The following is a 24,244-nucleotide window of genomic DNA, read 5'->3' as shown; positions in this document are numbered from 1 at the left end:
TCCAGTTTCCGGTTATTTGGACGCGTCGCTGCCGGCCCGCCCGGCCGCGCGCTGTTCCTGCCATTGCGTGCGCGCCAGCCGCGAGCGCGCGAAGACGGCTTCGAGCGCGGCGCCGTCGGCGGCTTCGATGGCCGTGCGCAGGCGCGCTAGCACGGCCGTGTACGCGTCCAGTTCGTCGAGCAGCGCGGCCCGGTTGGCGACACACACGTCGCGCCACATTTCCGGACTCGATGCCGCGATGCGCGTGAAGTCGCGAAAGCCGCCCGCTGCGAACGAGAATTTCAATTCGGCGTCGGGCGAATTGAGAATCTGCTCGACCAGCGCGAACGACAGCACGTGCGGCAAGTGACTAACCGACGCGAACACGCGGTCGTGCTGCTCGGGCGTCATCTCGCGCACGACGGCGCCGGTGGCCCGCCACATCGCCGCGACCCGTTCGACCGCCCCTGGCGCATTCTCCGGCAGCGGGCATAGCACGACATTGCGGCCCACGTATAGGTCGGGCAACGCGGCATCCACGCCGCTCGACTCCCTGCCGGCAATCGGATGCCCGGGGACGAACTGGCCGATGCGTGCGCCGAGCGCCGCGCGGGCCGCGCCGACCACGTCCGACTTCGTGCTGCCGGCATCGGTGACGATAGTGGCGGTGTCGAGGTACGGCGCGATGCGCTCGAGCAGCGGCTGCGTCTGCGCGACGGGCGCCGCCAGCAGCACGAAGTCGGCGCCGCGCAGTGCTTCGCGCAGCGCGGCGTCGTCGTGCAACGCGGCCGCGCCGTCGATCACACCCAAGGTCTGCGCCCGCTCGCTCGACGCGGCCGAACGCCCGACGCCGATCACGGCGCGCGCGCCCTCGGCCTCGCCGCGCTCGCGCAACGCGCGCGCGAGCGATCCGCCGATCAGGCCGACACCAAAAATCACCAGCTTGTTAAATGAGAACCCAGCCACGTCGGTCACAGAAAAAGCGCGCCAGTCATGCCGGTGGGTTGGCCGATGAGGCGCGCGGGTCAAGGGTCACGCGGCGCCGCTTACGCGGTGGCGAGCGTTTTTTCGAGCGCCGCGAGGAACGCTTCGTTTTCTTCGGGTAGCCCGATGGTGATACGCAGCCATTGCGGGAGCCCGTAGTTGCCGACCGGACGCACGATCACGCCCTGCTTGAGCAGTTCGAGGTTCACGCGATTGCCGGCGGCGGCATCGTTGCCGACGCGCACCAGCACGAAGTTGCCGTCCGACGGCACGTACTCCAGACCGAGCTTGTCGAACGCCTCGGTCAAGCGGCGGTAGCCTTGGGCGTTCAACGCCGCGCTCTTCTCGAGAAACGCCTGGTCGTTCAGCGCGGCGATCGCCGCCGCTTGCGCCAGCGTGTTCACGTTGAACGGCTGACGCAGACGGTTCAGCAGGTCTGTCAGTGCGGGCTGCGCAATGGCGAAGCCGACGCGCAGCCCGGCGAGGCCAAACGCCTTCGAGAACGTCCGCGATACCAGCAGATTCGGGTAACGGCGCACCCATGCAATCGAGTCGTAGCGCTTTTGCGCGGGCAGATATTCGGTGTACGCCTCGTCGAGCACGACGACCACATGGCGCGGCACCTCATTGAGAAATGCCTCCAGCTTCGGACCGTCGATGAACGTGCCGGTCGGATTGTTCGGGTTGGCGACGAAGACGAGGCGCGTGTCGTCGGTAATCGCGGCGAGCATCGCTTCGAGATCGTGACCGTACTTGACGGCCGGCACGACGATCGCGCGCGCGCCGACGCCCTGGGTGGCCAGCGCGTATACCGCGAACGAATACTGCGCAAACACGATCGACTGGTCTTTCTCGACGAACGCGTGCGCGGCGATTTCGAGAATGTCGTTGCTGCCGTTGCCGAGTGTGACCCAATCGGCGGGCACGCCATAGCGCTCGCTCAACGCCGCTTTCAGCTCGAAACCGTTGGCGTCCGGATAGCGGCCGAGTTCACTGGCGGCCTGCGCCATCGCGCGCTGCGCCGATTCCGGCATGCCAAGCGGATTCTCATTCGATGCCAGCTTCACGATGTTCGCTTCGTCCAGTCCGAACTCGCGGGCCACTTCGGAAATCGGCTTGCCCGCTATGTAAGGCGCGATGGCGCGCACGTAGGAAGGACCGAAAGACGCTGTCATGACTATCTCCGAACGATGATGAATAGGAATTGTGCGGGTAGGCGGTCAAGCGCCGCCAACCCCTCGCCTGCTTGCCGTTAGCGGGCGCGCGGATACGAACCGAGGATCTTCAGGAACGCAGCTCTATCGCCGAGTTCGGTCAACGCGGCCGCAACCGCCGGATCGTCGCGATGGCCTTCGACGTCGATGTAGAAGTAATACTCCCACGTGCCGACCCGCGCCGGACGCGATTCGAAACGCGTCATCGACACGCTATGGCGCGCGAGCGGCTCCAGCAGCTTGACCATCGCGCCCGGCTCGTTGACGACCGATACGATCAACGAAGTCTGGTCATAACCGCTAGGCCCGGCCGGCTGCTTGCCGATCATCACGAAACGCGTGCGGTTGTGCGGGTCGTCCTGGATCAGCGCGTTCACTACCTGCAAGCCGTAATGGGTCGCGGCGCGGTCACCGGCGATCGCCGCGACCGTCGGATCTTCGGCGGCAAGGCGCGCGGCTTGCGCATTGCTCGACACCGCCTGGCGCTCCAGATGCGGCGCGTTGGTCGACAACCAGCGCTGGCATTGGGCGAGCGCCTGCGCATGCGCGCATACGCGCGTTATGCCGGCAAGCCCGCCATTGAGCGTCAGCAGATTGTGGTGAATCGGCAAAGCCAGTTCGCCGCCGATCGTCAGTTGCGTTTGCAACAGCAGGTCCAGTGTGCGCGACACCGCGCCTTCGGTCGAATTCTCGACCGGCACGACGCCGAATTCGGCGGCGCCGGCTTCGACCGAGCGGAACACTTCGTCGATCGACGGGCACGGCAGACCTTCGATGGAGTGACCGAAGTACTCGTGCATCGCCTGTTCGCTGTAGGTGCCGACCGGCCCGAGGTAAGCGGCCTTGATCGTCTTTTCGAGCGCTCGGCTGGCGGCCATGATCTCGCGCCAGATCGCGCTGATGTGCTCGCTCGCGAGCGGCCCTTCGCTCATCTCCTGCAAACGCGCGATCACCTGCTGTTCGCGCTCGGGTCTGAAGACGGGCGCGTTGAAATGCTTCTTGACCTCGCCCACTTCGAGCGCCACGGCGGCGCGCTGGTTCAGCAGTACGATCAACTGCGCGTCGAGCGCGTCGATGCGTTCGCGAAGGGGTTTGAGTCGGGTATTGAGTTCGTCGTCCATGCGTGAAAACGGCCCTGCCGGGTAACTGCTGGAAAAGGATGCGCGCGCCTGCTGATCAGTGTGACTCAGGCGCTGCGTTGCTCGAATTCCTTCATGTATTCGACGAGCGCTTTGACGCCTTCGAGCGGGACGGCGTTATAAATCGACGCCCGCATGCCGCCGACGGACTTGTGGCCCTTGAGCTGCACCATTCCCCGCGCTTTCGCGCCGGCCAGGAAATCTTCGTTGCGCGACTCGTCCGCGAGGAAAAACGGTACGTTCATTCTCGAGCGCGAGCCACGTTCGACCTTGTTCACATAGAAGCTGCTCGAGTCGATCGCGTCGTACAGCAGCTTCGACTTCTCCAAATTGCGCGCTTCGATCGCGGCAAGGCCGCCCTGCTTCTTCAACCACTTGAACACCAGCCCGGCGATATAGATCGCGTAGGTGGGCGGCGTGTTGTACATCGAATTATTCTCGGCGACGATTTTCCATTCGAACGCCGACGGGCAGATCGGCTGCGCGCGATCGAGCATGTCCTCGCGCACGATCACCACCGTCACGCCGGCCATGCCGATGTTCTTCTGCGCGCCGCCGAACAGCACGCAGTATTTGGCGATGTCCATCGGGCGCGACAGGATGTGCGACGACGCATCCGCCACCAGCGGAATATCGCCGAGGTCGGGAATCTCGAACGTTTCGACGCCGTGGATCGTCTCGTTCGTGCACAGATGCACGTACGCCGGATCGTCCGACAGCTGCCATTCCGTGCGCGCCGGCGCCCGCGTGAAGCCCTCGGCCGTCTGGCCGCTGGCGGCCAGATGCATAGTGCCGTACTTCTGCGCTTCCTTGAACGACTTCTGCGACCACGAACCGGTGACGACGAAGTCCGCGCGCGGCTTCGAGCCGAGCAGGTTCATTGGCACGATTGCGTTTTCGCCCAGCCCGCCGCCCTGCAGGAACAGGATGCGATGGCTGGCCGGCACGACGAGCAAGTCGCGCAGATCGACGAGCGCCTCCTCGTGGATCGACATGAACTCTTTGCCGCGATGGCTCATTTCCATCACGCTCATGCCACTGCCTTGCCAATCGAGCATCTCGTCGGCGGCCTGGCGCAGCACTTCTTCGGGCATGGCGGCCGGGCCGGCTGAGAAATTAAAGACGCGCATCGTGAATTCCTGGAAGCGGGCGCGAAAACCGATAGATCGCGCAAAAAACGGCGAGGTCGGCCGCCGCAACGGCGGCCAGGATGAAACGGGCCGCGCCCGATCTGCAGGCGCGGCGCATTTGCGCAGACTGGAAGAAGCGAACGACCGGAACCCATCCGCCCAAAACTGCGCGTCGAAAAGATAATGGCTGTCTGCGCGTGCGCGCAAACAGCCATTATCGCATTGTCACCGCCACCCGCCAAACCCGGCACGCGCTATGGCGTGCCAGGCGAGCCTGCCAGCCGGCGGCTCACGCGATGGCAACGCAGCCTTTCGAGCCTGGAATTACTTGCCCGGCTTGACCGAAGCGACTTCCTTGTCGGCTTGGTCACGCGTTGCCTTGATGGATTGCGGCATGTACTTCTGCATCAGGCCGTTCACGACGTCGCGGCCAACCTGGTCTTGGACCTGGATGAACTTGCGGCCTGTCGGGCTCTTGTAGAACGCGGTCAGATCCTTGATTTCCGAAGTGCTGTAGTACTTCGCGTATGCGTCGTACTGAGCTTGCATTGCGTCCTGACGGAAGCTGTCCGTGGCGAACACCTGGCCCGCGCCGTCAACCAGCTTCGGTACTGCGTTCTTTTGCAGCGCGGGGACGGCTGCCTGCTTTTGCTTGTCCGTCATCGACTTGTTTTCGCTCAGCGCGTCCGACAGGATGGCCGGAACCAGTTGCTTCGCTTGCATTTGCGCGCTGTTGCCGATTGCGCCGACGAGCTTCTGCGCGTCGATTGCGTCCAGCAGGTCCTTGATCGCTGCCTGCTTGGCCGGGTCAACCGGTGCTGCAGCAGCAGCCGGAGCCGCCGGCGCCTGGCTTTGCAGTGCTTGAGCCATGGCGAAGGTCGGCACGACGGCGGCCAGCAACATCAGTTGTTTGAATCGTTTTTGCATCATTACTCCCTCAGAGAAATTAACTTGAACTGCGCGCTGCGCGGGATACGCGTCAGCCCGACACGCCATTGTTCCCTGCGCAGCATTCAACCTGTTACCAGGACCGGAAGCCGCCGACGCGGATCAGGCCACACCGTTGTCTTCACCGCCGTTGTCGCTTTCGACAGGGCCTTCAACGTCGCCTTCCACATCGCCTTCCGCTTCCGCCTCGGCAACCTGCTGCAGACCGGAAAGCTTGGTCCCTTCGTCAAGGCTGATGAGTGTAACACCTTGGGTTGCGCGTCCCATTTCGCGGATTTCCGAAACACGCGTGCGAATCAGCACACCCGTGTTGGTGATCAGCATGATCTGCGCTTCATGATCCACCAGCGTCGCGGCGACGACCTTGCCGTTGCGCTCTGAAGTCTGAATTGCGATCATGCCCTTCGTGCCGCGCCCGTGGCGGGTGTACTCGGTGATCGGCGTGCGCTTGCCGAAGCCATTTTCCGTGGCGGTGAGCACCGACTGCTGTTCGTCGCCGGCGACCAGCAACGCGATCACGCTCTGTCCGTCTTCGAGCTGCATGCCGCGCACCCCGCGCGCCTCGCGGCCCATCGGACGCACGTCGTTCTCGTCGAAGCGAACCGCCTTGCCCGAATCCGAGAACAGCATCACGTCATGCTGGCCGTCCGTGATGGCTGCGCCGATCAGATAATCGCCGTCGTCCAGGCCGACCGCAATAATACCTTTGCGCAACGGGCGGCTAAAGGCTTCCAGCGGCGTCTTCTTGACCGTTCCCAACGCGGTGGCCATGAACACGAACTTGTCTGCGGAGAACTCCTTCACCGGCAGCACGACCGTGATCTTTTCGCCTTCCAGCAACGGGAACATGTTGACGATCGGGCGGCCGCGCGAGTTCCGCGAACCTTGTGGAACTTCATAAACCTTGACCCAATACACCCGGCCCCGGTTGGAGAAGCACAATATGTGATCGTGCGTGTTAGCGATGAACAGGGTATCGATCCAGTCGTCTTCCTTCATGGAAGTCGCCTGTTTGCCGCGGCCGCCGCGCTTCTGCGCACGATATTCGGACAACGGCTGCGATTTCACGTAGCCGGCGTGCGACATGGTCACGACCATCTCTTGCGGTGTGATCAGGTCTTCGGTATTCAGCTCGGTGGCGTTCAGCTCGATCTTCGAGCGGCGCGCGTCGCCGAATTCCGCCTTGATCGATGTGAGTTCGCCGACGATGATCGCCGTAATGCGTTCCGGCCGGGCCAGAATATCCAGCAGGTCGGCGATCTGCGCCATCACTTCGCGATACTCGCCGATGATCTTGTCCTGCTCCAGACCCGTCAGGCGTTGCAGACGCATCTGCAGAATTTCCTGAGCCTGGGTGTCGGACAGACGGTAGAGCCCGTCGGACTGCATACCGAACGACGGATTTAGTCCGTCAGGACGATAGGCTTCGCGGCCCCCCACGGACGCGTTTTCCGCCTCGGCGCGCGACAACATTTCGCGCACCAAGGAAGAATCCCACGGACGCGCCATCAATTCCTGCTTTGCGATCGGCGGCGTCGGCGCGGCCTTGATGATTGCGATGAATTCGTCGATGTTGGCGAGCGCGACCGCGAGGCCTTCGAGCACGTGACCGCGTTCGCGCGCCTTGCGAAGCTCATATACAGTGCGCCGCGTCAGCACTTCCCGGCGATGCGACAGGAAGCACGACAGCATTTCCTTCAGATTCAGCAGCTTCGGCTGGCCGTCGACCAGCGCGACCATGTTCATGCCGAAGGTGTCCTGCAGCTGGGTCGCCTTGTACAGATTGTTGAGCACCACTTCGGGCACTTCGCCGCGCTTGAGCTCGATCACGACGCGCATGCCGCTCTTGTCGGATTCGTCGCGGATGTCGGAAATGCCTTCGAGCTTCTTCTCGTTGACCAGTTCGGCGATGCGCTCGAGCAGCGAGCGCTTGTTCACCTGGTACGGCAGCTCGTCGACGATGATGGCCATACGCTGACCGCGGTCGATCTCCTCGAAGTGCGTGAGCGCGCGCATCACCACGCGCCCGCGCCCCGTGCGATAGCCATCGCGCACGCCGGCCACGCCGTAGATGATGCCGGCGGTCGGAAAGTCGGGAGCCGGAATGATCTCGATGAGCTCGTCGATCGTGGCTTCGGGGTTTTTCAGCAGGTGCTGGCAGGCGTCGACAACCTCGTTCAGGTTGTGCGGCGGAATGTTCGTTGCCATGCCGACCGCGATGCCTGACGAGCCATTGATCAGCAAATTGGGAATGCGCGCGGGCAGGATGGCCGGCTCGTTTTCGCTGCCGTCGTAGTTCGGCGTGAAGTCGACCGTTTCCTTGTCGATGTCGGCCAGCAGTTCGTGGCCGATCTTCGCCATGCGGATTTCGGTGTAGCGCATCGCCGCGGCGTTGTCGCCGTCGACCGAACCGAAGTTGCCCTGACCGTCCACCAGCATGTAGCGCAGCGAGAAGTCCTGCGCCATCCGAACGATAGTGTCGTAGACAGCCGTGTCGCCGTGCGGGTGGTATTTACCGATCACGTCGCCGACAATACGCGCCGACTTCTTGTATGCGCGATTCCAGTCGTTGTTCAGCTCGTGCATCGCATACAGCACGCGCCGGTGCACCGGCTTCAGGCCATCGCGAACGTCGGGAAGCGCACGCCCCACGATCACGCTCATCGCGTAATCGAGATACGAACGGCGCATTTCCTCCTCTAGGGAGATTGGCAGAGTCTCTTTGGCGAATTGATCCATTATCCGTATCTTTTACGTGCGAAGGCGCCGTACGGGCGCATTCGCGTAAGCATTGCAGGCGCAATGCATCACACGATTCTAACATGCCGCAAATCCGCCACCGCCGACGTACGTATACCTATTAGTATGGGCGCGCCACGCCGTGGGCCATCGCGCCGATTGCGAGCTGTCCGGGCGCGATTCGTGCGTGGGGCGATCCGGCGCTCAGCCAAGACTGGCGGTGCGTTGCGGCGATTACTTCTGTTGCGCATGCACCACAATTAAGTGGCGATTTGATCGGGGACGGATTTTTTTATCGTCGGAAGGGAACGATATGGCAAAATGCCAACGCACAAAGAGTTAGACACTGCTCGAAGTCTACACAGCACCGTTTTTGTTCTGCACCAATGTTATACTTCGAGCAATGTATGACTGGTCTTCGTCAACAGGCTCGCAGTAAACCTGCGGTAATCTCAATTTCGAGAGGAGAAATATGAATAAACTTTCAAAGCTCGCGTTCATTGCAGCTACCGCAGTTATGGCTGCATCCGCCGTGGCGCAGTCGGTGCCGGCGTCGCGACAAGCAACTAACGACAACTGGGTGAATGGTACTGGCGAATACGTGTGGATGAACGGCACGAACGAGCTTTGCTGGCGCGATGCATTCTGGACGCCCGCAACGGCCAACGCCAAGTGCGACGGCGCCCTGGTTGCTCAAGCGCCGACTCCGCCGGCTCCGGTCGCACCGCCCGCACCGGCTATCTCCAGCGAAAAGATTACGTATCAAGCTGACGCGCTCTTCGACTTCGACAAGGCAATCCTGAAGCCGGCAGGTCGTGACAAGCTGAGCGAACTCGCATCGAAGATTCAAGGTATCAACCTGGAAGTCGTCGTCGCAACGGGTCACACGGACCGCATCGGTACGGACAAGTACAACGACCGTCTGTCGCTGCGCCGTGCGCAAGCTGTGAAGGCATTCCTGGTCAGCAAGGGCGTCGAAGCCAACCGTATCTATACGGAAGGCAAGGGCCGCCGCAACCCGGTCACGACCGGCTGCAACCAGAAGAACCGCAAGCAACTGATCGCCTGCCTCGCACCGGATCGTCGCGTGGAAGTCGAAGTTGTGGGTACGCCGAAGCAGTAAGCTTCAGGTCACCGCAGTATCAAAGCCCCGCTCCGGCGGGGCTTTTTTTTGCGCGGCCCTCGCTGCGATCAGGGGCGCGCGTACGGTGCCGGCGAACGCAAGCACCGCACTTCCATGGGACGAAGCCATCAAGCGAAGCCTCGTGACAAGCTGCTCCGCAGACACCCTTCCGACCCTTTTGCCGCCCTGTCCCTCGCCCTATATACTCAGGGTTTATCCTCGAGCGTCCGTTCAACGCTCTCATCGAGGCAGCTTCCGTCATGACCAACGCCGATCCCCACGAACTACAGAAATTCAGCGACCTCGCGCATCGGTGGTGGGACCCAAATGCCGAGTTCAAGCCGCTGCATGAGCTCAATCCGGTGCGCCTGAGTTGGATCGACGCTCACGCGCATCTGGCAGGCAAGAGCGTGCTCGACATCGGCTGCGGCGGCGGCATCCTCTCGGAATCGATGGCGGGCCTAGGCGCGCATGTCAAAGGCATCGACCTGTCGACGCAGGCGCTCGGCGTCGCGGATCTTCACAGCCTTGAAAGCGGTGTAACCGTCGATTACGAAGAAATCGCCGCGGAGGCACTCGCCGCCCGCGAACCGGGCACTTTCGACGTCGTCACTTGCATGGAGATGCTGGAGCACGTGCCGCAGCCCGGCGCTATCGTCGAAGCTTGCAAGACACTGGTGAAGCCGGGCGGCTGGGTGTTTTTCTCCACGCTGAACCGCAACGTCAAGTCATACCTGTTCGCGGTGATCGGTGCCGAATACATTGCCCGCATGCTTCCCAAGGGCACGCATGACTACGCCCGTTTCATCCGTCCGTCGGAATTGGCCGGTTTCGTGCGCGCCGCCGGCCTGCGCATGGCCGACATCAAAGGCATTGTCTACAACCCCCTCAGCAAGCATTTCGCGCTGTCCCCCGACACGAGCGTGAACTACATGCTCGCGTGCCGGCGTGACGCCTGAGCCGCCCCGACCCGCTAGACCAGATCGAACAATGAGTGATCCCACCCCCCTGCCGCAACGCGAAGACGACGACAACGCGCTCCGCCTTTACCAGGCTGTGCTGTTCGACCTCGACGGCACGCTGGCCGACACGGCGCCCGACCTCGCGGCGGCCGTCAACAGAATGCGCCACGACCGCGGACTCGAGATGGTGCCGCTCCAGGACCTGCGTCCGCTCGCCTCGGCCGGCGCGCGCGGGCTAATCGGCGGGGCGTTCCACATCGGGCCCGAAGATTACGAATTTGCGTCGATGCGTGAGGAGTTTCTCGCCAACTACGAAGCGGACCTGTGCATCGAGACCACACTGTTTCCGGGCATCCCCGAATTGCTCGACGATCTCGACGCACGCGGGGTGCGCTGGGGCATCGTCACCAACAAGGTCGGCAGGCTCACCGAGCCGCTGGTCGCGCAACTGGGCCTCGAGGAGCGCGCGGGCTGCGTCGTAAGCGGCGACACGACTGCGCATTCGAAGCCGCACCCGGCGCCTTTGCTGCACGCCGCGCGCGAGCTGGGCGTGCAGCCGGAGCGCGTCGTCTACGTCGGCGACGACCTGCGCGACGTGCAGGCGGGCTTCGCGGCCGGCATGAAGACCGTGGCCGCTGCCTACGGCTACTGCGGCAACGACATTCCGCCGACGCAATGGCACGCGCAGCATGTCGTGCAATCGCCGGTCGAATTGCAGAAGCTGTTGCGCGAGATCGGCTAAAGCGGATGACGCCTCCAAGCGTGGCCGCGGCCGCCGCGCCGATGAGCCGGGACGCGGCCGTCGATCTGCTGTAAAATATTCGCTGGCTCGGAAATTTCGAGCAACGAACCGCGGGGGCGACCTGGTTTCGACAGGGGTTGCGAAGCGGCTAGGGCATGTCGAGGACCCGTCACCTCGTTAATCAATGGGAAAAACGTAACTGCAAACGACGATACGTTCGCACTGGCAGCCTAAGGGCCGCCGTCCTCTGCCTAGTTCACTGACGGGCTAGAGTCGCAAGACCGGTAGCAATACCGACAGAGGTCATATACGTCAGTTAAGCTCGGGTGGCGTCACGACATCCGGGTCGAAAATCTAGTGAATCGCCGTAGCGCAGCGTGTTCGTCCGCGTCGCTGCGGTTAAATCAAAAGACAGAACTAAACATGTAGAACTGGTCGTAGAGTGCTTCTGGACGCGGGTTCGATTCCCGCCGCCTCCACCAATTGCTGTTCTCGGATGTTCCCGAGAAATACCGAAAACCCGCTACAGTCAGGGCTGTGCGGGTTTTTTTGTTTCCCGAATGTCACCGAGGAATCCCATCAGTACCACCATGCAGGGGTGGTATTCTCGGTGGTATCCGACAACAACTCGCGACCAATACCACCATCGCACTGACCGAATTACAGGTCAAGAACGCACGCTATAACCCGGATGGCAAAGGCAATCGCCTGACCGATGGCGACCGCATGTACCTGCAGCTCACAGCCTCGGGCGGCAAGCTGTGGCGAATGAACTACCGCTTCAGCGGCAAAGACAAAACCCTGAGTCTCGGCCCGTATCCCGAGGTTACGCTCGTCGAGGCCCGCTGCCGGCGAGCAGCCGCGCGTGAAAAGCGTCGCGCTTGCAGCCCTCGATGCCGTAGGTCGAGTCGATTTCACGGCTTACCTCGACTTCGAATGTCGGCGCATGAACAGCCTCTTCCTCGGCGGTCCTGCGCCGACCGAGCGCTACGATCGTGGGCTGTGGAACACGCCCGGCGAGCTAGGCGAATACGTACTCAAGGCGCTACGGATCACGGGCGAGACGCGCCTCGCCGTACGCGACGCCTTCATGGTGTATTTCTCGCGTGCGCTGGACCTCGCAGGGAACCTTGGACAGTTTGATGGCGCGAGCCTGGAGCCGCTCATCAACGATCTCAGGGGAACACTGGTGGGCCAATTCGCTCGCCGCTTGTAGACCTCTCGCGCAACGCCTGACACGCGCCCACGCGCACAACAGACGCCGCATTGACCTTTGGTCACCCGACTATAAAAAGTAGAAGGATCGCCATGACCGAACTTCCACGCCTCATCATTGCCGCATCGTTCACGGGCCCGCTTGGCATTGCCGCGATTGCAGCTAATAGCCGGACGGACACCGGTGGGTAGCACTCGAGGGAGGGAGTTCAGCCTGGGTCGGTGACCACTCAGGAGGAGGCACCGATTTCAACACTGCAGAAAACTAGCGAGCTTGCGCCGACGTATCCCCCGATCGACGTCCTGCAAGCGGAACGCCCGAATGAAAAACACACGGGATGGTTGGCACGCGAGACGCTATCGGACCGTTGCATTGATTCTGTGAGCCCGTCCGAGCTGATCAAACTAGCCGCAAGTGTTAAGGTGCGATTCAGCACCGTCGACCACCTAGCGTCGAAGTATCAATAACCTGGCGCTGAGAATATGCACCGCGTAAGCGGCCCATATTCGATCGATAGCGATCAGCCGAACTCGGAAATTCATCGGAGATACGTAGCGCATCGTCCTGACCGGCGAACTTCCGCAGTCGACCCTCTCCGGACCTTGAACCCGGCCTGACCTCTAGGGCTGCCTTGATGTGTTTAACGGCCGTCCCCAGTACACAGCGTTTTCCATGGCGAACTCTCTGACGGGCGAAGACTGCCAGCTTCCGCGCCGCGCCAGTAGCGCGTCCGTTAGCCACCGCACTCCGCGCGCGGATTGGCGCTCAATGATAGACGGTCGTTCTGAATTCACGGGGGTGCGTGCGCCCCGCCTTCACTGGCATCATCGCCACATGACCTTCGGGCATGCTCCGTGCAAACTTCACTAGCGTTGGCCCGCAGGGCCATGCTTATTCGCCACTCATCGATATGGACGCCATCCACAACAAAGCTCGCTCGACGCCGCCGTCCGAGGAACCCGCCTTCCCCGGCTTCGTGCGGGTGCGCGGCGCTCGCGAACACAATCTGAAAAACATCGATGTGCAGATTCCGCGCGATGCGCTGGTCGTCTTCACCGGCGTGTCCGGATCTGGCAAATCGTCGCTGGCATTTGGCACGTTGTATGCCGAAGCGCAGCGGCGCTATTTCGAATCGGTCGCGCCGTATGCCCGGCGCCTGATCGAGCAGGTCGGCGTGCCCGAAGTGGACGCCATCGAAGGCCTGCCGCCCGCGGTCGCGTTGCAGCAGCAGCGCGGCACGCCGAGCGCGCGCTCGTCGGTTGGCAGCGTGACCACGCTGTCGAGTCTCGTGCGCATGCTCTATTCGCGCACGGGCGACTACCCGCCGAAGCAGCCCATGCTGTTCGCCGAGGATTTCTCGCCGAACACGGTGCAAGGCGCCTGTCCGACTTGCCATGGACTTGGCCGCGTGTACGAGGTCACGGAAAAATCGATGGTGCCCGACGGCTCGCTGACCATTCGCGAGCGCGCAATCGCTGCATGGCCGCCCGCGTGGCACGGACAAAACCTGCGCGACATTCTGGTGACCCTTGGCTACGACGTCGATAAACCGTGGCGCGATTTGCCGAAGAAAGACCGCGACTGGATTCTCTTCACCGACGAACAGCCGACCGCGCCCGTCTACGCCGGACTCACGCCGAAAGAAACGCGTGCCGCGCTCAAGCGCAAGGACGAACCAAGCTATCAGGGGACATTCACCAGTGCACGCCGCTATGTGCTGCACACGTTCGCGAACACGCAAAGCGCGCTGATGAAAAAACGCGTGGCGCAATTCATGATTGGCAGCGTCTGTCCGGCCTGTCATGGCAAGCGGCTCAAGAAGGAAGCGCTGTCGGTGAAATTCGCCGGGCTCGATATCGGCGCGTTCGCTCAGTTGCCGCTAGCCAGACTCGCCGAGATGCTCGAACCGATCGCGCGCGGCGAATGGCCCGAGCCCGATGCCGCTCATTCGGGCAAAGACGCCGGCAAAGGCAGCGTGCTCAGCAGGAGCGCCATGCGCGATGCCGTCGATAAACGGATCGCCGCAGGCGGGTCCGCGCATAAAGCCTCGCCCGACGTGCGGCGCACACCCAACCTGTCCGAGGAAAAACGCGTCGCCGCGCAACGCATTGCAGCCGAGTTGCTCGAACGCCTGACGACTCTGGTCGATCTGGGTCTGGGCTATCTCGCACTGGAGCGCAGTACGCCCACACTGTCATCCGGCGAACTGCAGCGCTTGCGACTCGCCACGCAGTTGTCGTCGCAGTTGTTCGGCGTCGTGTATGTGCTCGACGAGCCATCGGCCGGCCTGCACCCCGCGGATGGCGAAGCGCTCTTCAGCGCGCTGCAGAGCCTGAAGGCCGCGGGCAATTCGCTGTTTGTCGTCGAACACGATCTGCAGATGATGCGGCGCGCCGACTGGCTCGTCGATGTCGGTCCTGCGGCGGGCGAAGCCGGCGGCCATGTAGTCTATAGTGGGCCGCCCGCCGGCCTCGCCAATGTCGAAGCGTCACATACCCGCCGGCATCTGTTTGCGCCGCCCGCGCCCGTCGCACGGGCGACGCGCGAACCGGCCGGCTGGCTGCGACTCGCCGGCATCACGCGCAACAATCTGCATGGGCTGGACGCCGCGTTTCCGCTCGGCTGCCTGACTGCCGTCACGGGCGTGTCGGGCTCGGGCAAATCGAGCCTCGTGAGCCAGGCGTTGCCGGAACTGGTCGCTAGCCACCTTGGACGCGTCTTTGAAAACCCGGACGACGACGAGCAGGACCCGTTGCTCGCGGGCGCGAGCGCGCCGACCGGCGGCCGCATTGCCGAAGGCATGGACGCGCTGCGCCGCCTCGTGCGCGTCGATCAGAAACCGATCGGCCGCACGCCGCGTTCCAATCTCGCCACCTACACGGGCCTCTTCGACCACGTGCGCAAGCTGTTCGCCGATACGCCACTGGCTCGCAAGCGTCGCTACGGCGCGGGCCGCTTCTCGTTCAACGTGGCGCAAGGCCGTTGCCCGACGTGTGAAGGCGAAGGCTTCGTCAGCGTCGAACTACTGTTCCTGCCAAGCGTCTATGCGCCCTGCTCGACCTGTGACGGCACGCGCTACAACACGCAGACGCTGGAAGTCACATGGCGCGATAAGAACATCGCCGAGGTGCTCGGCTTGACCGTCGACGCCGCCTGCGATTTCTTCGCCGACGAAGCCAGCGTGATGCGCGCACTGAACGTGCTGCGTGACATCGGCCTCGGCTATCTGCGGCTCGGTCAGCCCGCCACCGAACTGTCCGGCGGCGAAGCTCAGCGCATCAAGCTCGCCACGGAACTGCAACGCGCGCAACGCGGCGACACGCTGTATATCCTCGACGAACCGACCACCGGCCTGCATCCCGCCGACGTCGACCGGCTGATGGTGCAACTCCAGGGACTCGTGGATGCCGGCAACACCGTCGTCGTGGTGGAGCACGACATGCGGGTAGCCGCACAAAGCGACTGGATTGTCGACGTCGGCCCGGGCGCCGGCGACGCGGGCGGCAAGATCGTGGCGAGCGGCACACCGGCTCAGGTCGTGCGCGCGAAGGAAAGCCGCACCGCCGAGTATCTGCGGCAGCACCTGGTAGCATGAAAGAAGGAAGCTTGTACGCTAGCGAGCGCGCGCCGCGCTTCTCTTTCAGGAAGTCGATCAGCGCGCGCAGTTTGAGCGGCATTTGCGCGCGGCTCGCCGCGTAGAGACAGAAACCAAGGAAGCTCGGACACCATGCGTCGAGTACGCGCACGAGGCGGCCATGGTCGAGGTGGCCGTTGTCGATCGCGGCTACAAGGGTGTGATCGTTGATGGCGTGAAGATCTACCATCCGGGATTACGGCGTGGAATCACGCGTGGACTACGCGAGATGATCCGAAGGCGAAGTGCGATCGAGCCAGCCATCGGCCACATGAAGGCAGACGGGAAGCTCGACCGGAACTGGCTTAAAGGCGCGCTCGGCGACGCGATACACGCAGTGCTGTGCGGCGCCGGCCATAATCTGCGGATGATCCTCAGGAAGCTGAGGCTTTTTTCGCCGCTGTTCTGGCCGCCTTGCTCAACCGCTCAATCGCTGTCGAATGCCAGCCGTGAGGGCAAGCGTCGTCCAAAGCGAATTATTCAGACCCGACTAAATATCAGCCACTGGTCAAATCGCGAGGCGCAAGCATTTAAGCCTGGACTAGCGTAAAAAGCCGCCTGCGAGATAGCGGGCGAAGTGCGGCGCGAATATTCACTACCGCTCCGGTATTCCGTGCCCTATAACCTAATTGCAGGGCGCTTATTACGTGTCGGGGGTCCACAAAATCCGTTGACATTGCCAGTTGGCACGCCACCTTGCGCCCCGGGATCTCGGCTCGGCGCACTGCTTTCCCCGTTTTTCTAACGACCTGAAAGGTTCGCCTCGGGCAACTGGCCCGCAGATGCGAAGGACACTTGCGTGCCCGATTATGCCGTGAGCACGCACGTGAATAGCGAATCGCATGATTGGAATTCAACGCAATTCAAGGAATTAACATGAAATCAAAATTGATGGTCGCTTCTGCTGCCGGGTTGCTTGTCATGGCAGGAGTTGCTCATTCCCAAAGCACACCGCGGACACCACAACCCACCCCACAAGAAAACGCAGCGACTCCGAGTGCTTCCTCTGCCGGTCCAGGGATGGAAGCATACGGCGGCATGCCTGCTACACGCGTACAAAGCGGCGCAAAACATGCCAGGCCGTGCAGGGTGGACCCGCAATGCAATATTTTTTTCGGGGGGAGCTAAAAATCTGCTGAGGGCGCGCGAGCCAGCAACGGAAGGCAACTGACTGAGCAACGCAACTTGTTGCCGTTGCGGACCCACGAGGTCATTACGTGCAGACTTCCGTGCGACCCTTCAGCACCTGGTCTGCCAGCGCTAATCAGCTACGCACGTATTTAGCGGCGCAGCACCCTCATCCGCACGGTCGCACCCGGTCGCGGCAGTCTCGCGTCGATTCACCGACCACATTGCTCCGCATTCCCCGAAAGACCTCCGTTCCGCAGGTTTCTCTCCTTATCCGACGGTGCAGGGAGCCTCGCTACTCGGGGGGGGCGGAAGTGAAGCCGCAAGTATCCCGAGGTGGTCGTCCGGAAACTTGCTCACCGAGCGAGGCGTCAAGATGAAAGTACAAATGATGGTAACGGCAAGTGCGCTTTGCCTATTGACGGCAGCCGGTGCCGCGTATTCACAGGACGCGCTGCAAACTCCGTCCGCGCAAATGAATCAGTCGGTCAGACAGCAGGGTGCGGCGCCGACAGGAGCAGGTGCCTGACACCTCGGTGGCTGGCATCCGGCGTCCAGAACGCAAACGAGCGGGCGAACACACGGCGCGCCCTGTATTGCGGGGTCGTTCTGCGATATTTACCACGGAAATTAACCGGGCCGCCGTGCCTGGTGCGTACGAGAAAGAGGTGACGAGATGAAAGTGCAACTTTTCGCTGTAATCAGTGCGGTATCACTGCTCACTGCGGGGGCCGCCCATTCGCAGGACATGCAACCTTCGGGCAACGCCGGCCCCTCAGCTTCCCAGCAGCCCCTGACAACTGCACAGCCGGCCACGACTATGGACCGCACCCCTGACCTGGGATACGGACCCCAGCCCGGCGGAAGCAGCGGCAGTGGCAGAGCGAGAAACGGTGCCCCGTGCGTGGTGGGGCTGTCCTGCGATATCTATCAGGGCAGCTAGCAGACCCGACCCGCGCAAGCGCGGGGACCACGGTTCTTCCCCGCACACGCCCGTTGAGAATCTGCCAAGCAGTCGCGAAGACGGTGCCCAGTTCGACGACCGTGGTTATTCCATCAAGCGTGCGGGCATCGAAGTCGCTGGCAAGGGCATCCCATGCGCTCCTGCGCCCCTCCATCGGACACGTGACTGAATCGATACCGACAACCCTTGTAGTCATCGACGACATAGACGACCGGACCGTCGGCTCCTGCGGTTTCAGTCACCATCCGGTGAGTCGAACCAGCAGTCATCTCGGAACCTCACGAAGCCGGAACGCGGTCGCATCACATCACAGCGGAGGTGGGTCTCCACCGTTGCCGGATAGCGGCGCAAACACCACGGTACTTTCAGCAAAATCACCGGCAACCATCGAAATTACCTGACGAGCCAGAGCCAAAGCCGCACGCTGACGAATCGAGGAACGAGCGCCCTTTCGTCCCTTACGAGCGTCTGCAGAAAGTCGTCTTGTACGCTGGGCGTGCGGTCATGTTCCGAGGTCAATGGGATAGATCCTTCGATCGTGCCGGCGATAGCCGAAGCCGCCCCGATGTCACGACGCACGCGCTTACCCGTTATGCAGGCGGGCGAGTTATGCACAGATTTGTGAACAGATTCTGTGGATAGTTCATGCTGTCCGCGACGCAAGTGGATAAGTCTTGACTCACATGCATGGGAATTTCCGGCTGCCGCTGCATCGACCATTCTCGCGGGATTGTCGAACTGCATGCACGCTTGAACGCGGCTTTGCCGCGAGCTATCTTTAAGTTGATTCGGATTGGAGGAGGCGACCATGGAGCGCACTGCGGTGGAGCTGGACTGGTTTCCCGCGGATCATGCCGGTCCACGGATATCCCGACGCCTGCAAGGCAGCAACAGTGCGACTCCCCGCCCAGGAGGCCAGCATGGTGGATCCATCGGTCGTGACAGACAAATCAGCAGTACCAGGCTTGTCTGTTGCCCTCGTGTATCAGCACAGGGGTAAAGCCCCTCGGGCCGGTCATGAAGGCGATACGCTGCGCGAGCTGGCGCGCCAGATCGCCGAGTTGAAGGGCACGCGCGTTGCGGGTGAATTCCGCCACGCTCGGGTGTATCCCGCACATCGGTATCTGATCCCCGACGATACGTTGACCCTTGCGCAAGCGCACAAGCTTGGAGTTTGCTCGGTGCATGACCTGTACGGCGGCGTCGTGCCGTTTCCGTTTGTCGCGACAAAACTGATCGCGCACAGCTTGCCGGCAGGCGCGAGTGCCGCTCCGGCTGGCTGGTCGCATGCATTCGGTGCGCGCATTGCGTCGCTGGTGTTGCCCGGCTATGCGGCGTTTTCGCGCGACGACGCCCGCAGCGCCGCACGCGCGCTCTGGAGAGGCGGCCGCGTGCGCGTCAAGCTTCCATATGGAATCGGCGGCGCCGGACAGGCGCTGATTGCGAACGCAGACGAACTCGATGCGCAACTCGATGCGCTAGGCGATGAAGCGCTCAGAACCGACGGCATTTCGATCGAGCGTCATCTGGAGGCGATCAACACGTTCAGCGTGGGCCAGGTCATGCTCGACGATCTGGTCGTGAGCTACTACGGCGTGCAGCATCTGACGCGCAACAACCATGGCCACGATGTCTACGGCGGCTCGGATCTCGTCGTGGTGCGCGGCGGCTTCGACGTCCTCGAACGGCTCGACCTCACGGCAGACCTGCGCGAATGCATTGCGAAAGCGCGCGCGTTCGATGCCGCCGTGCAGATCGACTACGCCGGGTTCTTCGCGTCCCGGCGCAACTATGACGTGGCCTGCGGCATCGACGAAGCGGGCGTGCGTCATTGCGGCGTGCTCGAGCAATCGTGGCGCGTCGGCGGCGCGACCGGCGCCGAGATCGGCGCGTTGCGCACTTTCAGGGCCGAACCGGAGACCTGTCTGGTGCGCGCATCGACACGCGAAATCTACGGGAAAGACGTGGCGCTGCCCGACGGCGCTTGCCTCGTATATCGCGGCGTCGATACGCAGGCTGGACCCCTCACGAAGTTCTACACGCTCAATCGCGACAAGGTGTAAAGGAGCAGCGACGCATGACCGCAGATCGTTACCAGCTACAAATCAAGCTCGAACATGGCCATCTCGACGGCACGATGCTCGTTCCAAAAACAGCAGTGCCCGGCGTGTTGTTCGTCCACGGTTGGGGCGGCAATCAGGAGCAGTATCTCGAGCGCGCGAGACAGGCGGCGGCCCTGGGCTGCGTCTGCCTGACGTTCGACCTGACAGGCCATGCCCGCACGCACAACGAGCAGCAGACGGTCACGCGCGAAACGAATCTCAACGATCTGCTTGCCGCATATGACACGCTCGCGGCGCATCCATCCATCGACCGCGATGCGATCGCGGTAATCGGCAGCAGCTATGGCGGTTATCTCGCGGCGATTCTCACAGAGCTGCGTCCCGTGCGCTGGCTGGGTCTGCGTGTACCCGCGTTGTATCTCGACGAAGGCTGGACCACGCCAAAGCGCGCGCTGCATGTCGAGCACGATCTTGTCGCGTATCGCAAGCGCATTGTGCCACCGACGGAAAACCGCGCTTTGCGTGCCGCTGCGAACTTCCGCGGCGATGTGCTGCTGGTCGAATCCGAGCATGACCAGATCGTTCCGCACACGGTCATTGCGAGCTATTTGCAGGCGTTTCTGCACTCACATTCGCTGACCTATCGCGTGATCGACGGCGCGGACCACGGCCTCTCCGATGTCGGCAGCCAGCGCGCTTACACGGACCTGATAGTGAACTGGCTTTCGGAGATGGTTCAGGGCTCCCGTGCAGGCAGCCGGGGCGCGGCGCGCAATCACCCCAATGTGTAGGCGAACAGGTCGATTTCTCGCCCCGGCAAACCGCTTGCATTCTCCGCTGATACGCCGTGACGCTTTGTGTACCGCACGGACTCCTAAGCGCCAATCCTTGGTCGTCTGCGTCGAATGATCCAGTCGCACCTGCCCGTCGCGCATATAGCGAGTGATGATGGCGGCCCTGAGACGTGCTGACCGACTGCGCCAGTCTGAATGCAGAGGCAGGCGCGTTGTCGGCGAATAGACGCTTACCGCGCCCCAGTAGCACCGGTTAAATCAGAAGCCGTAGCTCGTCGACCAGATCAGCGGCGCGCAGTTGGGCGACCATGTTGCCGCTGCCGAGCGTCAATAGATTCGCGCCGTCCTGCTGTCCGTGCTGCTGTTTGGGTGCGCGTATCGCGTCGGCGAGGTTTTCCCCGATCGCGCGGCCGTTTTGCCAGTCGAGCGTCTCGAGCCGATGCGTGGCCACATGCTTGGCCACGCAATCGAACAAGTCGGCGATGCCGCGGCTCGGTTAGCCGGCCGGCACATGCGGCCAATACCCCCCGGATATGTCATATGTGCCGCGTCCCAGCAGCAGGTCGAGGCGAAAGTCTGCTTGAGCGAGACCCCGAAACAGTTGATGCTTGCCTTCGAGCTTGGCAAGCGCCGGATTTTGCAGGCTGTGGACCAGAAAGCGTTGCCAGCCACTGGCGAACGGATAACGCTATCGGCCGCTTGTCTCTGACGACGGACGGGCAGCGGCCGGACGTCAAGCCGATTGCGGTATTTCGCCGTCGGGGTGACGGCCCAGCAGCGCCGAGCTTTCGTCCGCATCGATCAATACGAAGCCGGAGGGGTGCTGCTTTGCGCGGCGCTTCGCAAACGCGGCCACGGAAGCGATTTCTTCGCTGCCATAAAGCGACCGGCGGCCGTTCGACGCGACGCGCACGCAACCAATCGCCATCGTCACGAAGCCGAAGAAGGTGGGAACGCCGAGCCGGTCTTCGCCATGGATACCGCCGGCCAGCCGGTCGGCAGCGGCGTAAAAGCGCTGTGCGCCCTGGTTGAAGAGGTTAATTGCGCGCAGCACGCGCTCGCGCCAGTCGTCGCTCTGGAACAGAATCAGGAAGTCGTCGCCGCCGACATGGCCCAGGAAATCGCGAGTCGGCTCGCAGATGTCGGCGAGCACGCCGGCCGCGAACTTCAGCACTTCGTCGCCCTGCCAGTAGCCGTACTGATCGTTGAAGGGCTTGAAGTGGTTTAGATCGACGTAGCACGCGCAGAAACCGGCGTCGTTCGTCAGCAGGCGGGCAATATGTGCACTGATCGGGATGTTGCCAGGCAGGAAGGTCAGGGGATTCGCGTAGCGCGCCGCTTCGATGCGCACCTCTGTTACCGCACGCACCAGGCTCTCGCCGGTGCCGAGGCCTGCGTACTTGCCGTCGTTGTCGATGATAACGAAGCCGTCGGCGAGATAACGCTGGTCGTCGCTCGCGAGCAGCTTGGCCATCTGTTCGACGCTCATGGATTTCTCGATGATGACTGGCGACTCATTCGCAAACTGCATGCACAGGCGCTTGCCGAACAGCTCGCGGTGATACGGCAGCGCATAACGGTCCATGAAGGCGCGGCGGTTGATCAGTGCGATCGGCTCGTCCTGTTCGACTATCGCGACCGCGTGCAGATCCGGCAGCCGGCTGAACAGTTCGAGCACGTCGTTGTTGGTGGCGTGGCGCGGCAGCGTGGGCGCATGCACGAGCATTTTCGCCGAGGCCCTCCCGCCCGAGGGCGACTCGCCGCTTGCCGCGCGCGTGGTCTCCGGGAACACGGCGATGTGGCGCGCGCGCAGCGCGTCGCGGGCGTCGTCAGTCACCTTGCGGGCCGGCTTGGCATGGGGGCGACCGAAAAAGTAGCCTTGGCCGCAGCCGATCCCCATGTCGCGCACCACGATCAGATCCGCTTCGGTCTCGATGCCCTCGGCCAAGAGGCGCGCGCCGCTCGTGCTGGCGAAGTGCTGCATCGCGCGCACGGCTTCGAACTTCAGCGGATCGCTCGCGATGCCGTCGATAAAGAAGCGGTCGATCTTCACGACGTCCGGTTGTAGGAGTACCCAGAGACTCATGCTGGCATTCGCGGTACCGTAGTCATCGAGCGCGAATTGCGCGCCGGCTATGCGCAGCGCCGAAATCGCCGGCATCAGGCTGCCAACGTCGAACATTGCACTTTGCTCGGTCAGCTCAATCACGATCCGCCGCGGATCGAGACCGAGCGGACGCAGCAGCGCCAGCGTCTCATCGCGCGTTTCAGCCAGTTGTTGGATCGCGCCCGCGCTGAAATTGAGGAACAGCTTGCCGTCGAAGTCGAGTCGCGCGAACGCTTCGATACAGGTGCGCGCGGCGGCCTGTTCGAGTTCCATCGCGCAGTTTTCGACGAGCGCCTGTGCAAACAGCGCGAACGGTGTTTCAAGCGGCGTGCCGGCCGGCCCGCGAATCAATCCTTCATAGCCAAGAACTGCACCCTCCTTCAAATCGACAATGGGTTGGAAGACAGCCGACAGATCACCTCGGGCGATCAAATCCTCGATGCCGGGTGCAGCGGATGGCGGAGACGAGTCAAGTGACATGGCAGGATTTCAGGGGAGGATATCCACGTAACGGCGGCAATCGCAGTAACTTCAATGAATCTTGGGTGACACCGTTGATTGCTGACGATCGTGCACTTCGCAGCGCAGTACAAAGGATTCTCGAACTGTGTCATTTATCGCCGGCTACTGACGGGTGAACAGGCGAGTCGGAGCGAGCCAGCGATCGGTAATCAAAAAAATCTCTGCTCTATGTAAACCGCTTCATAGCTATCCCGAACGGACTTTCAGCCTCCTCAAGACCGAACGACCGAAGTCAGGCCGTTATCGCCTTTGGCGACGCCCGCTACTTGCCAGGTAAATGCTCGGGTGAGCGCGACTGATGACATTCACTTTCATGTGTTCGTCGAGGGGGGGGGCGGCACTAGCCGAGGACGGTGATCACTCGAATTCGGAGAAGGGTACCTTAGGTATCCCAGTTCGCCAGGTTACACTTTCTCCTCGCTGCCGCGCTCCGGGAGTCTATACACTTTGGAGAATTTTGATGAGGAAGAAATCGCTGTCCGACGATGCCAGCGCCTCCAACGAAACGACTGAACAGGCACTGGTGGCATTGACAATACAGATCACGAAGTTCGTCCAGAACAGATCGCTCGACAGCCGGTGCGCTGCGAAACTCGTAAAGCGATTGAAAAAGGAAGCTGATGCCATTTCGGAAGGCGGCAACGCCACGAAACCTGGGCAGAAGGAGCTAAAGAAGGCCTTTGAAGCCGTCGAGGCAGTGCTGCTTGACCACGACGCGGCATTGTTAGTTGACGCCAATGCCGCGCTGCGCGAGACGGACGACATGATCGGCAGCAAGAAGTCACAGCGACGACCAACGAAGGGCTGAGCAAGCGTCTGCCGTCGAAAGCGTCCCACTTCCGCAAGCCGGAAAGCG

At 62.3% G+C, this 24,244-nt stretch carries 16 protein-coding genes, 1 other RNA gene and 2 pseudogenes; 11 read left to right on the top strand and 8 right to left on the bottom strand.

Annotated features, from left to right (window positions below):
- Nucleotides 1-12 precede the first annotated feature (12 nt).
- From ABQJ48_RS04235 to gyrA, 6 genes are all read right to left on the bottom strand, one after another.
- Nucleotides 13-954 carry a prephenate dehydrogenase gene (locus ABQJ48_RS04235; RefSeq protein WP_367836184.1) on the bottom strand — a complete coding sequence of 314 codons (942 nt, stop codon included), beginning with the start codon at nt 952-954 and terminating at the stop codon, nt 13-15.
- 71 nt (nt 955-1,025) lie between these two features.
- Entirely contained in the window at nt 1,026-2,138 is a 1,113-nt protein-coding gene (gene hisC / locus ABQJ48_RS04230; RefSeq protein ID WP_367836183.1) for a histidinol-phosphate transaminase, read from the bottom strand.
- Nucleotides 2,139-2,215: 77 nt separating this feature from the next.
- Complete coding sequence (gene pheA / locus ABQJ48_RS04225) at nt 2,216-3,298, bottom strand: prephenate dehydratase (protein ID WP_367836182.1); 1,083 nt, start codon at nt 3,296-3,298, stop codon at nt 2,216-2,218.
- Nucleotides 3,299-3,363: 65 nt separating this feature from the next.
- Nucleotides 3,364-4,446 carry a 3-phosphoserine/phosphohydroxythreonine transaminase gene (serC, locus tag ABQJ48_RS04220; protein WP_367836181.1) on the bottom strand — a complete coding sequence of 361 codons (1,083 nt, stop codon included), beginning with the start codon at nt 4,444-4,446 and terminating at the stop codon, nt 3,364-3,366.
- Between the two features lie 324 nt (nt 4,447-4,770).
- Nucleotides 4,771-5,373, bottom strand: coding sequence for a DUF2059 domain-containing protein (locus ABQJ48_RS04215; RefSeq protein ID WP_367836180.1), 603 nt, complete (start codon nt 5,371-5,373; stop codon nt 4,771-4,773).
- Nucleotides 5,374-5,496: 123 nt separating this feature from the next.
- Nucleotides 5,497-8,133 (bottom strand): DNA gyrase subunit A, encoded by a 2,637-nt coding sequence (gene gyrA / locus ABQJ48_RS04210; protein ID WP_367836179.1) that lies wholly within the window; start codon nt 8,131-8,133, stop codon nt 5,497-5,499.
- A gap of 472 nt (nt 8,134-8,605) precedes the next feature.
- Between gyrA and ompA the strand changes: the two genes are divergently transcribed.
- From ompA to ABQJ48_RS04160, 10 genes and pseudogenes are all read left to right on the top strand, one after another.
- Nucleotides 8,606-9,256 (top strand): outer membrane protein OmpA, encoded by a 651-nt coding sequence (ompA, locus tag ABQJ48_RS04205; protein ID WP_367836178.1) that lies wholly within the window; start codon nt 8,606-8,608, stop codon nt 9,254-9,256.
- Between the two features lie 260 nt (nt 9,257-9,516).
- Nucleotides 9,517-10,215, top strand: a complete 699-nt coding sequence (ubiG, locus tag ABQJ48_RS04200) for a bifunctional 2-polyprenyl-6-hydroxyphenol methylase/3-demethylubiquinol 3-O-methyltransferase UbiG (RefSeq protein ID WP_367836177.1) — start codon at nt 9,517-9,519, stop codon at nt 10,213-10,215.
- Between the two features lie 31 nt (nt 10,216-10,246).
- Nucleotides 10,247-10,960, top strand: coding sequence for an HAD family hydrolase (locus ABQJ48_RS04195; protein WP_367836176.1), 714 nt, complete (start codon nt 10,247-10,249; stop codon nt 10,958-10,960).
- A gap of 112 nt (nt 10,961-11,072) precedes the next feature.
- Nucleotides 11,073-11,442, top strand: a transfer-messenger RNA (tmRNA) gene (gene ssrA / locus ABQJ48_RS04190).
- A 55-nt stretch (nt 11,443-11,497) separates the two neighbouring features.
- Nucleotides 11,498-11,773, top strand: a pseudogene (locus ABQJ48_RS04185) (Arm DNA-binding domain-containing protein); the annotation flags it as partial.
- 52 nt (nt 11,774-11,825) lie between these two features.
- The gene (locus ABQJ48_RS04180; protein WP_367836541.1) at nt 11,826-12,176 is read left to right on the top strand and encodes a hypothetical protein; all 351 of its coding nucleotides are present in this window, start codon (nt 11,826-11,828) and stop codon (nt 12,174-12,176) included.
- A 910-nt stretch (nt 12,177-13,086) separates the two neighbouring features.
- Nucleotides 13,087-15,771, top strand: coding sequence for an excinuclease ABC subunit UvrA (locus ABQJ48_RS04175; RefSeq protein ID WP_367836522.1), 2,685 nt, complete (start codon nt 13,087-13,089; stop codon nt 15,769-15,771).
- A gap of 169 nt (nt 15,772-15,940) precedes the next feature.
- Nucleotides 15,941-16,263: pseudogene (locus ABQJ48_RS04170) on the top strand (IS5/IS1182 family transposase); the annotation flags it as partial.
- A 2,559-nt stretch (nt 16,264-18,822) separates the two neighbouring features.
- Nucleotides 18,823-19,965, top strand: a complete 1,143-nt coding sequence (locus ABQJ48_RS04165; protein ID WP_473094095.1) for a DUF3182 family protein — start codon at nt 18,823-18,825, stop codon at nt 19,963-19,965.
- Between the two features lie 14 nt (nt 19,966-19,979).
- On the top strand, nt 19,980-20,756 hold the full coding sequence (locus ABQJ48_RS04160; protein ID WP_367836175.1) for an alpha/beta hydrolase family protein: 777 nt from the start codon (nt 19,980-19,982) through the stop codon (nt 20,754-20,756).
- 256 nt (nt 20,757-21,012) lie between these two features.
- Here ABQJ48_RS04160 and ABQJ48_RS04155 read toward each other — a convergent pair whose 3' ends face one another.
- Both ABQJ48_RS04155 and ABQJ48_RS04150 read right to left on the bottom strand, forming a co-directional pair.
- Nucleotides 21,013-21,222, bottom strand: coding sequence for a dihydrofolate reductase family protein (locus ABQJ48_RS04155; protein WP_367836173.1), 210 nt, complete (start codon nt 21,220-21,222; stop codon nt 21,013-21,015).
- 270 nt (nt 21,223-21,492) lie between these two features.
- Nucleotides 21,493-23,346, bottom strand: a complete 1,854-nt coding sequence (locus ABQJ48_RS04150) for an EAL domain-containing protein (protein WP_367836172.1) — start codon at nt 23,344-23,346, stop codon at nt 21,493-21,495.
- A 502-nt stretch (nt 23,347-23,848) separates the two neighbouring features.
- Between ABQJ48_RS04150 and ABQJ48_RS04145 the strand changes: the two genes are divergently transcribed.
- A complete protein-coding gene (locus tag ABQJ48_RS04145) occupies nt 23,849-24,196 on the top strand; it encodes a hypothetical protein (protein WP_367836171.1) in 348 nt (115 codons plus the stop codon).
- The last annotated feature ends 48 nt before the right edge of the window (nt 24,197-24,244 follow it).

It is taken from the genome of Paraburkholderia suaedae (assembly GCF_040812055.1).
Taxonomy (GTDB): domain Bacteria; phylum Pseudomonadota; class Gammaproteobacteria; order Burkholderiales; family Burkholderiaceae; genus Paraburkholderia.
The sequence above is the reverse complement of the archived record's forward strand: the minus strand, read 5'-3'. Positions and strand labels throughout refer to the sequence as shown.

Coding starts and splice junctions, on each gene's coding strand:
- ABQJ48_RS04150 (WP_367836172.1), bottom strand. CDS start 23,346: ATGTCACTTGACTCGTCTCCGCCATCCGCTGCACCCGGCATCGAGGAT.
- serC (WP_367836181.1), bottom strand. CDS start 4,446: ATGCGCGTCTTTAATTTCTCAGCCGGCCCGGCCGCCATGCCCGAAGAA.
- ABQJ48_RS04215 (WP_367836180.1), bottom strand. CDS start 5,373: ATGCAAAAACGATTCAAACAACTGATGTTGCTGGCCGCCGTCGTGCCG.
- ABQJ48_RS04145 (WP_367836171.1), top strand. CDS start 23,849: ATGAGGAAGAAATCGCTGTCCGACGATGCCAGCGCCTCCAACGAAACG.
- gyrA (WP_367836179.1), bottom strand. CDS start 8,133: ATGGATCAATTCGCCAAAGAGACTCTGCCAATCTCCCTAGAGGAGGAA.
- ABQJ48_RS04195 (WP_367836176.1), top strand. CDS start 10,247: ATGAGTGATCCCACCCCCCTGCCGCAACGCGAAGACGACGACAACGCG.
- ABQJ48_RS04160 (WP_367836175.1), top strand. CDS start 19,980: ATGACCGCAGATCGTTACCAGCTACAAATCAAGCTCGAACATGGCCAT.
- ABQJ48_RS04165 (WP_473094095.1), top strand. CDS start 18,823: ATGGTGGATCCATCGGTCGTGACAGACAAATCAGCAGTACCAGGCTTG.
- hisC (WP_367836183.1), bottom strand. CDS start 2,138: ATGACAGCGTCTTTCGGTCCTTCCTACGTGCGCGCCATCGCGCCTTAC.
- pheA (WP_367836182.1), bottom strand. CDS start 3,298: ATGGACGACGAACTCAATACCCGACTCAAACCCCTTCGCGAACGCATC.
- ABQJ48_RS04175 (WP_367836522.1), top strand. CDS start 13,087: ATGGACGCCATCCACAACAAAGCTCGCTCGACGCCGCCGTCCGAGGAA.
- ubiG (WP_367836177.1), top strand. CDS start 9,517: ATGACCAACGCCGATCCCCACGAACTACAGAAATTCAGCGACCTCGCG.
- ompA (WP_367836178.1), top strand. CDS start 8,606: ATGAATAAACTTTCAAAGCTCGCGTTCATTGCAGCTACCGCAGTTATG.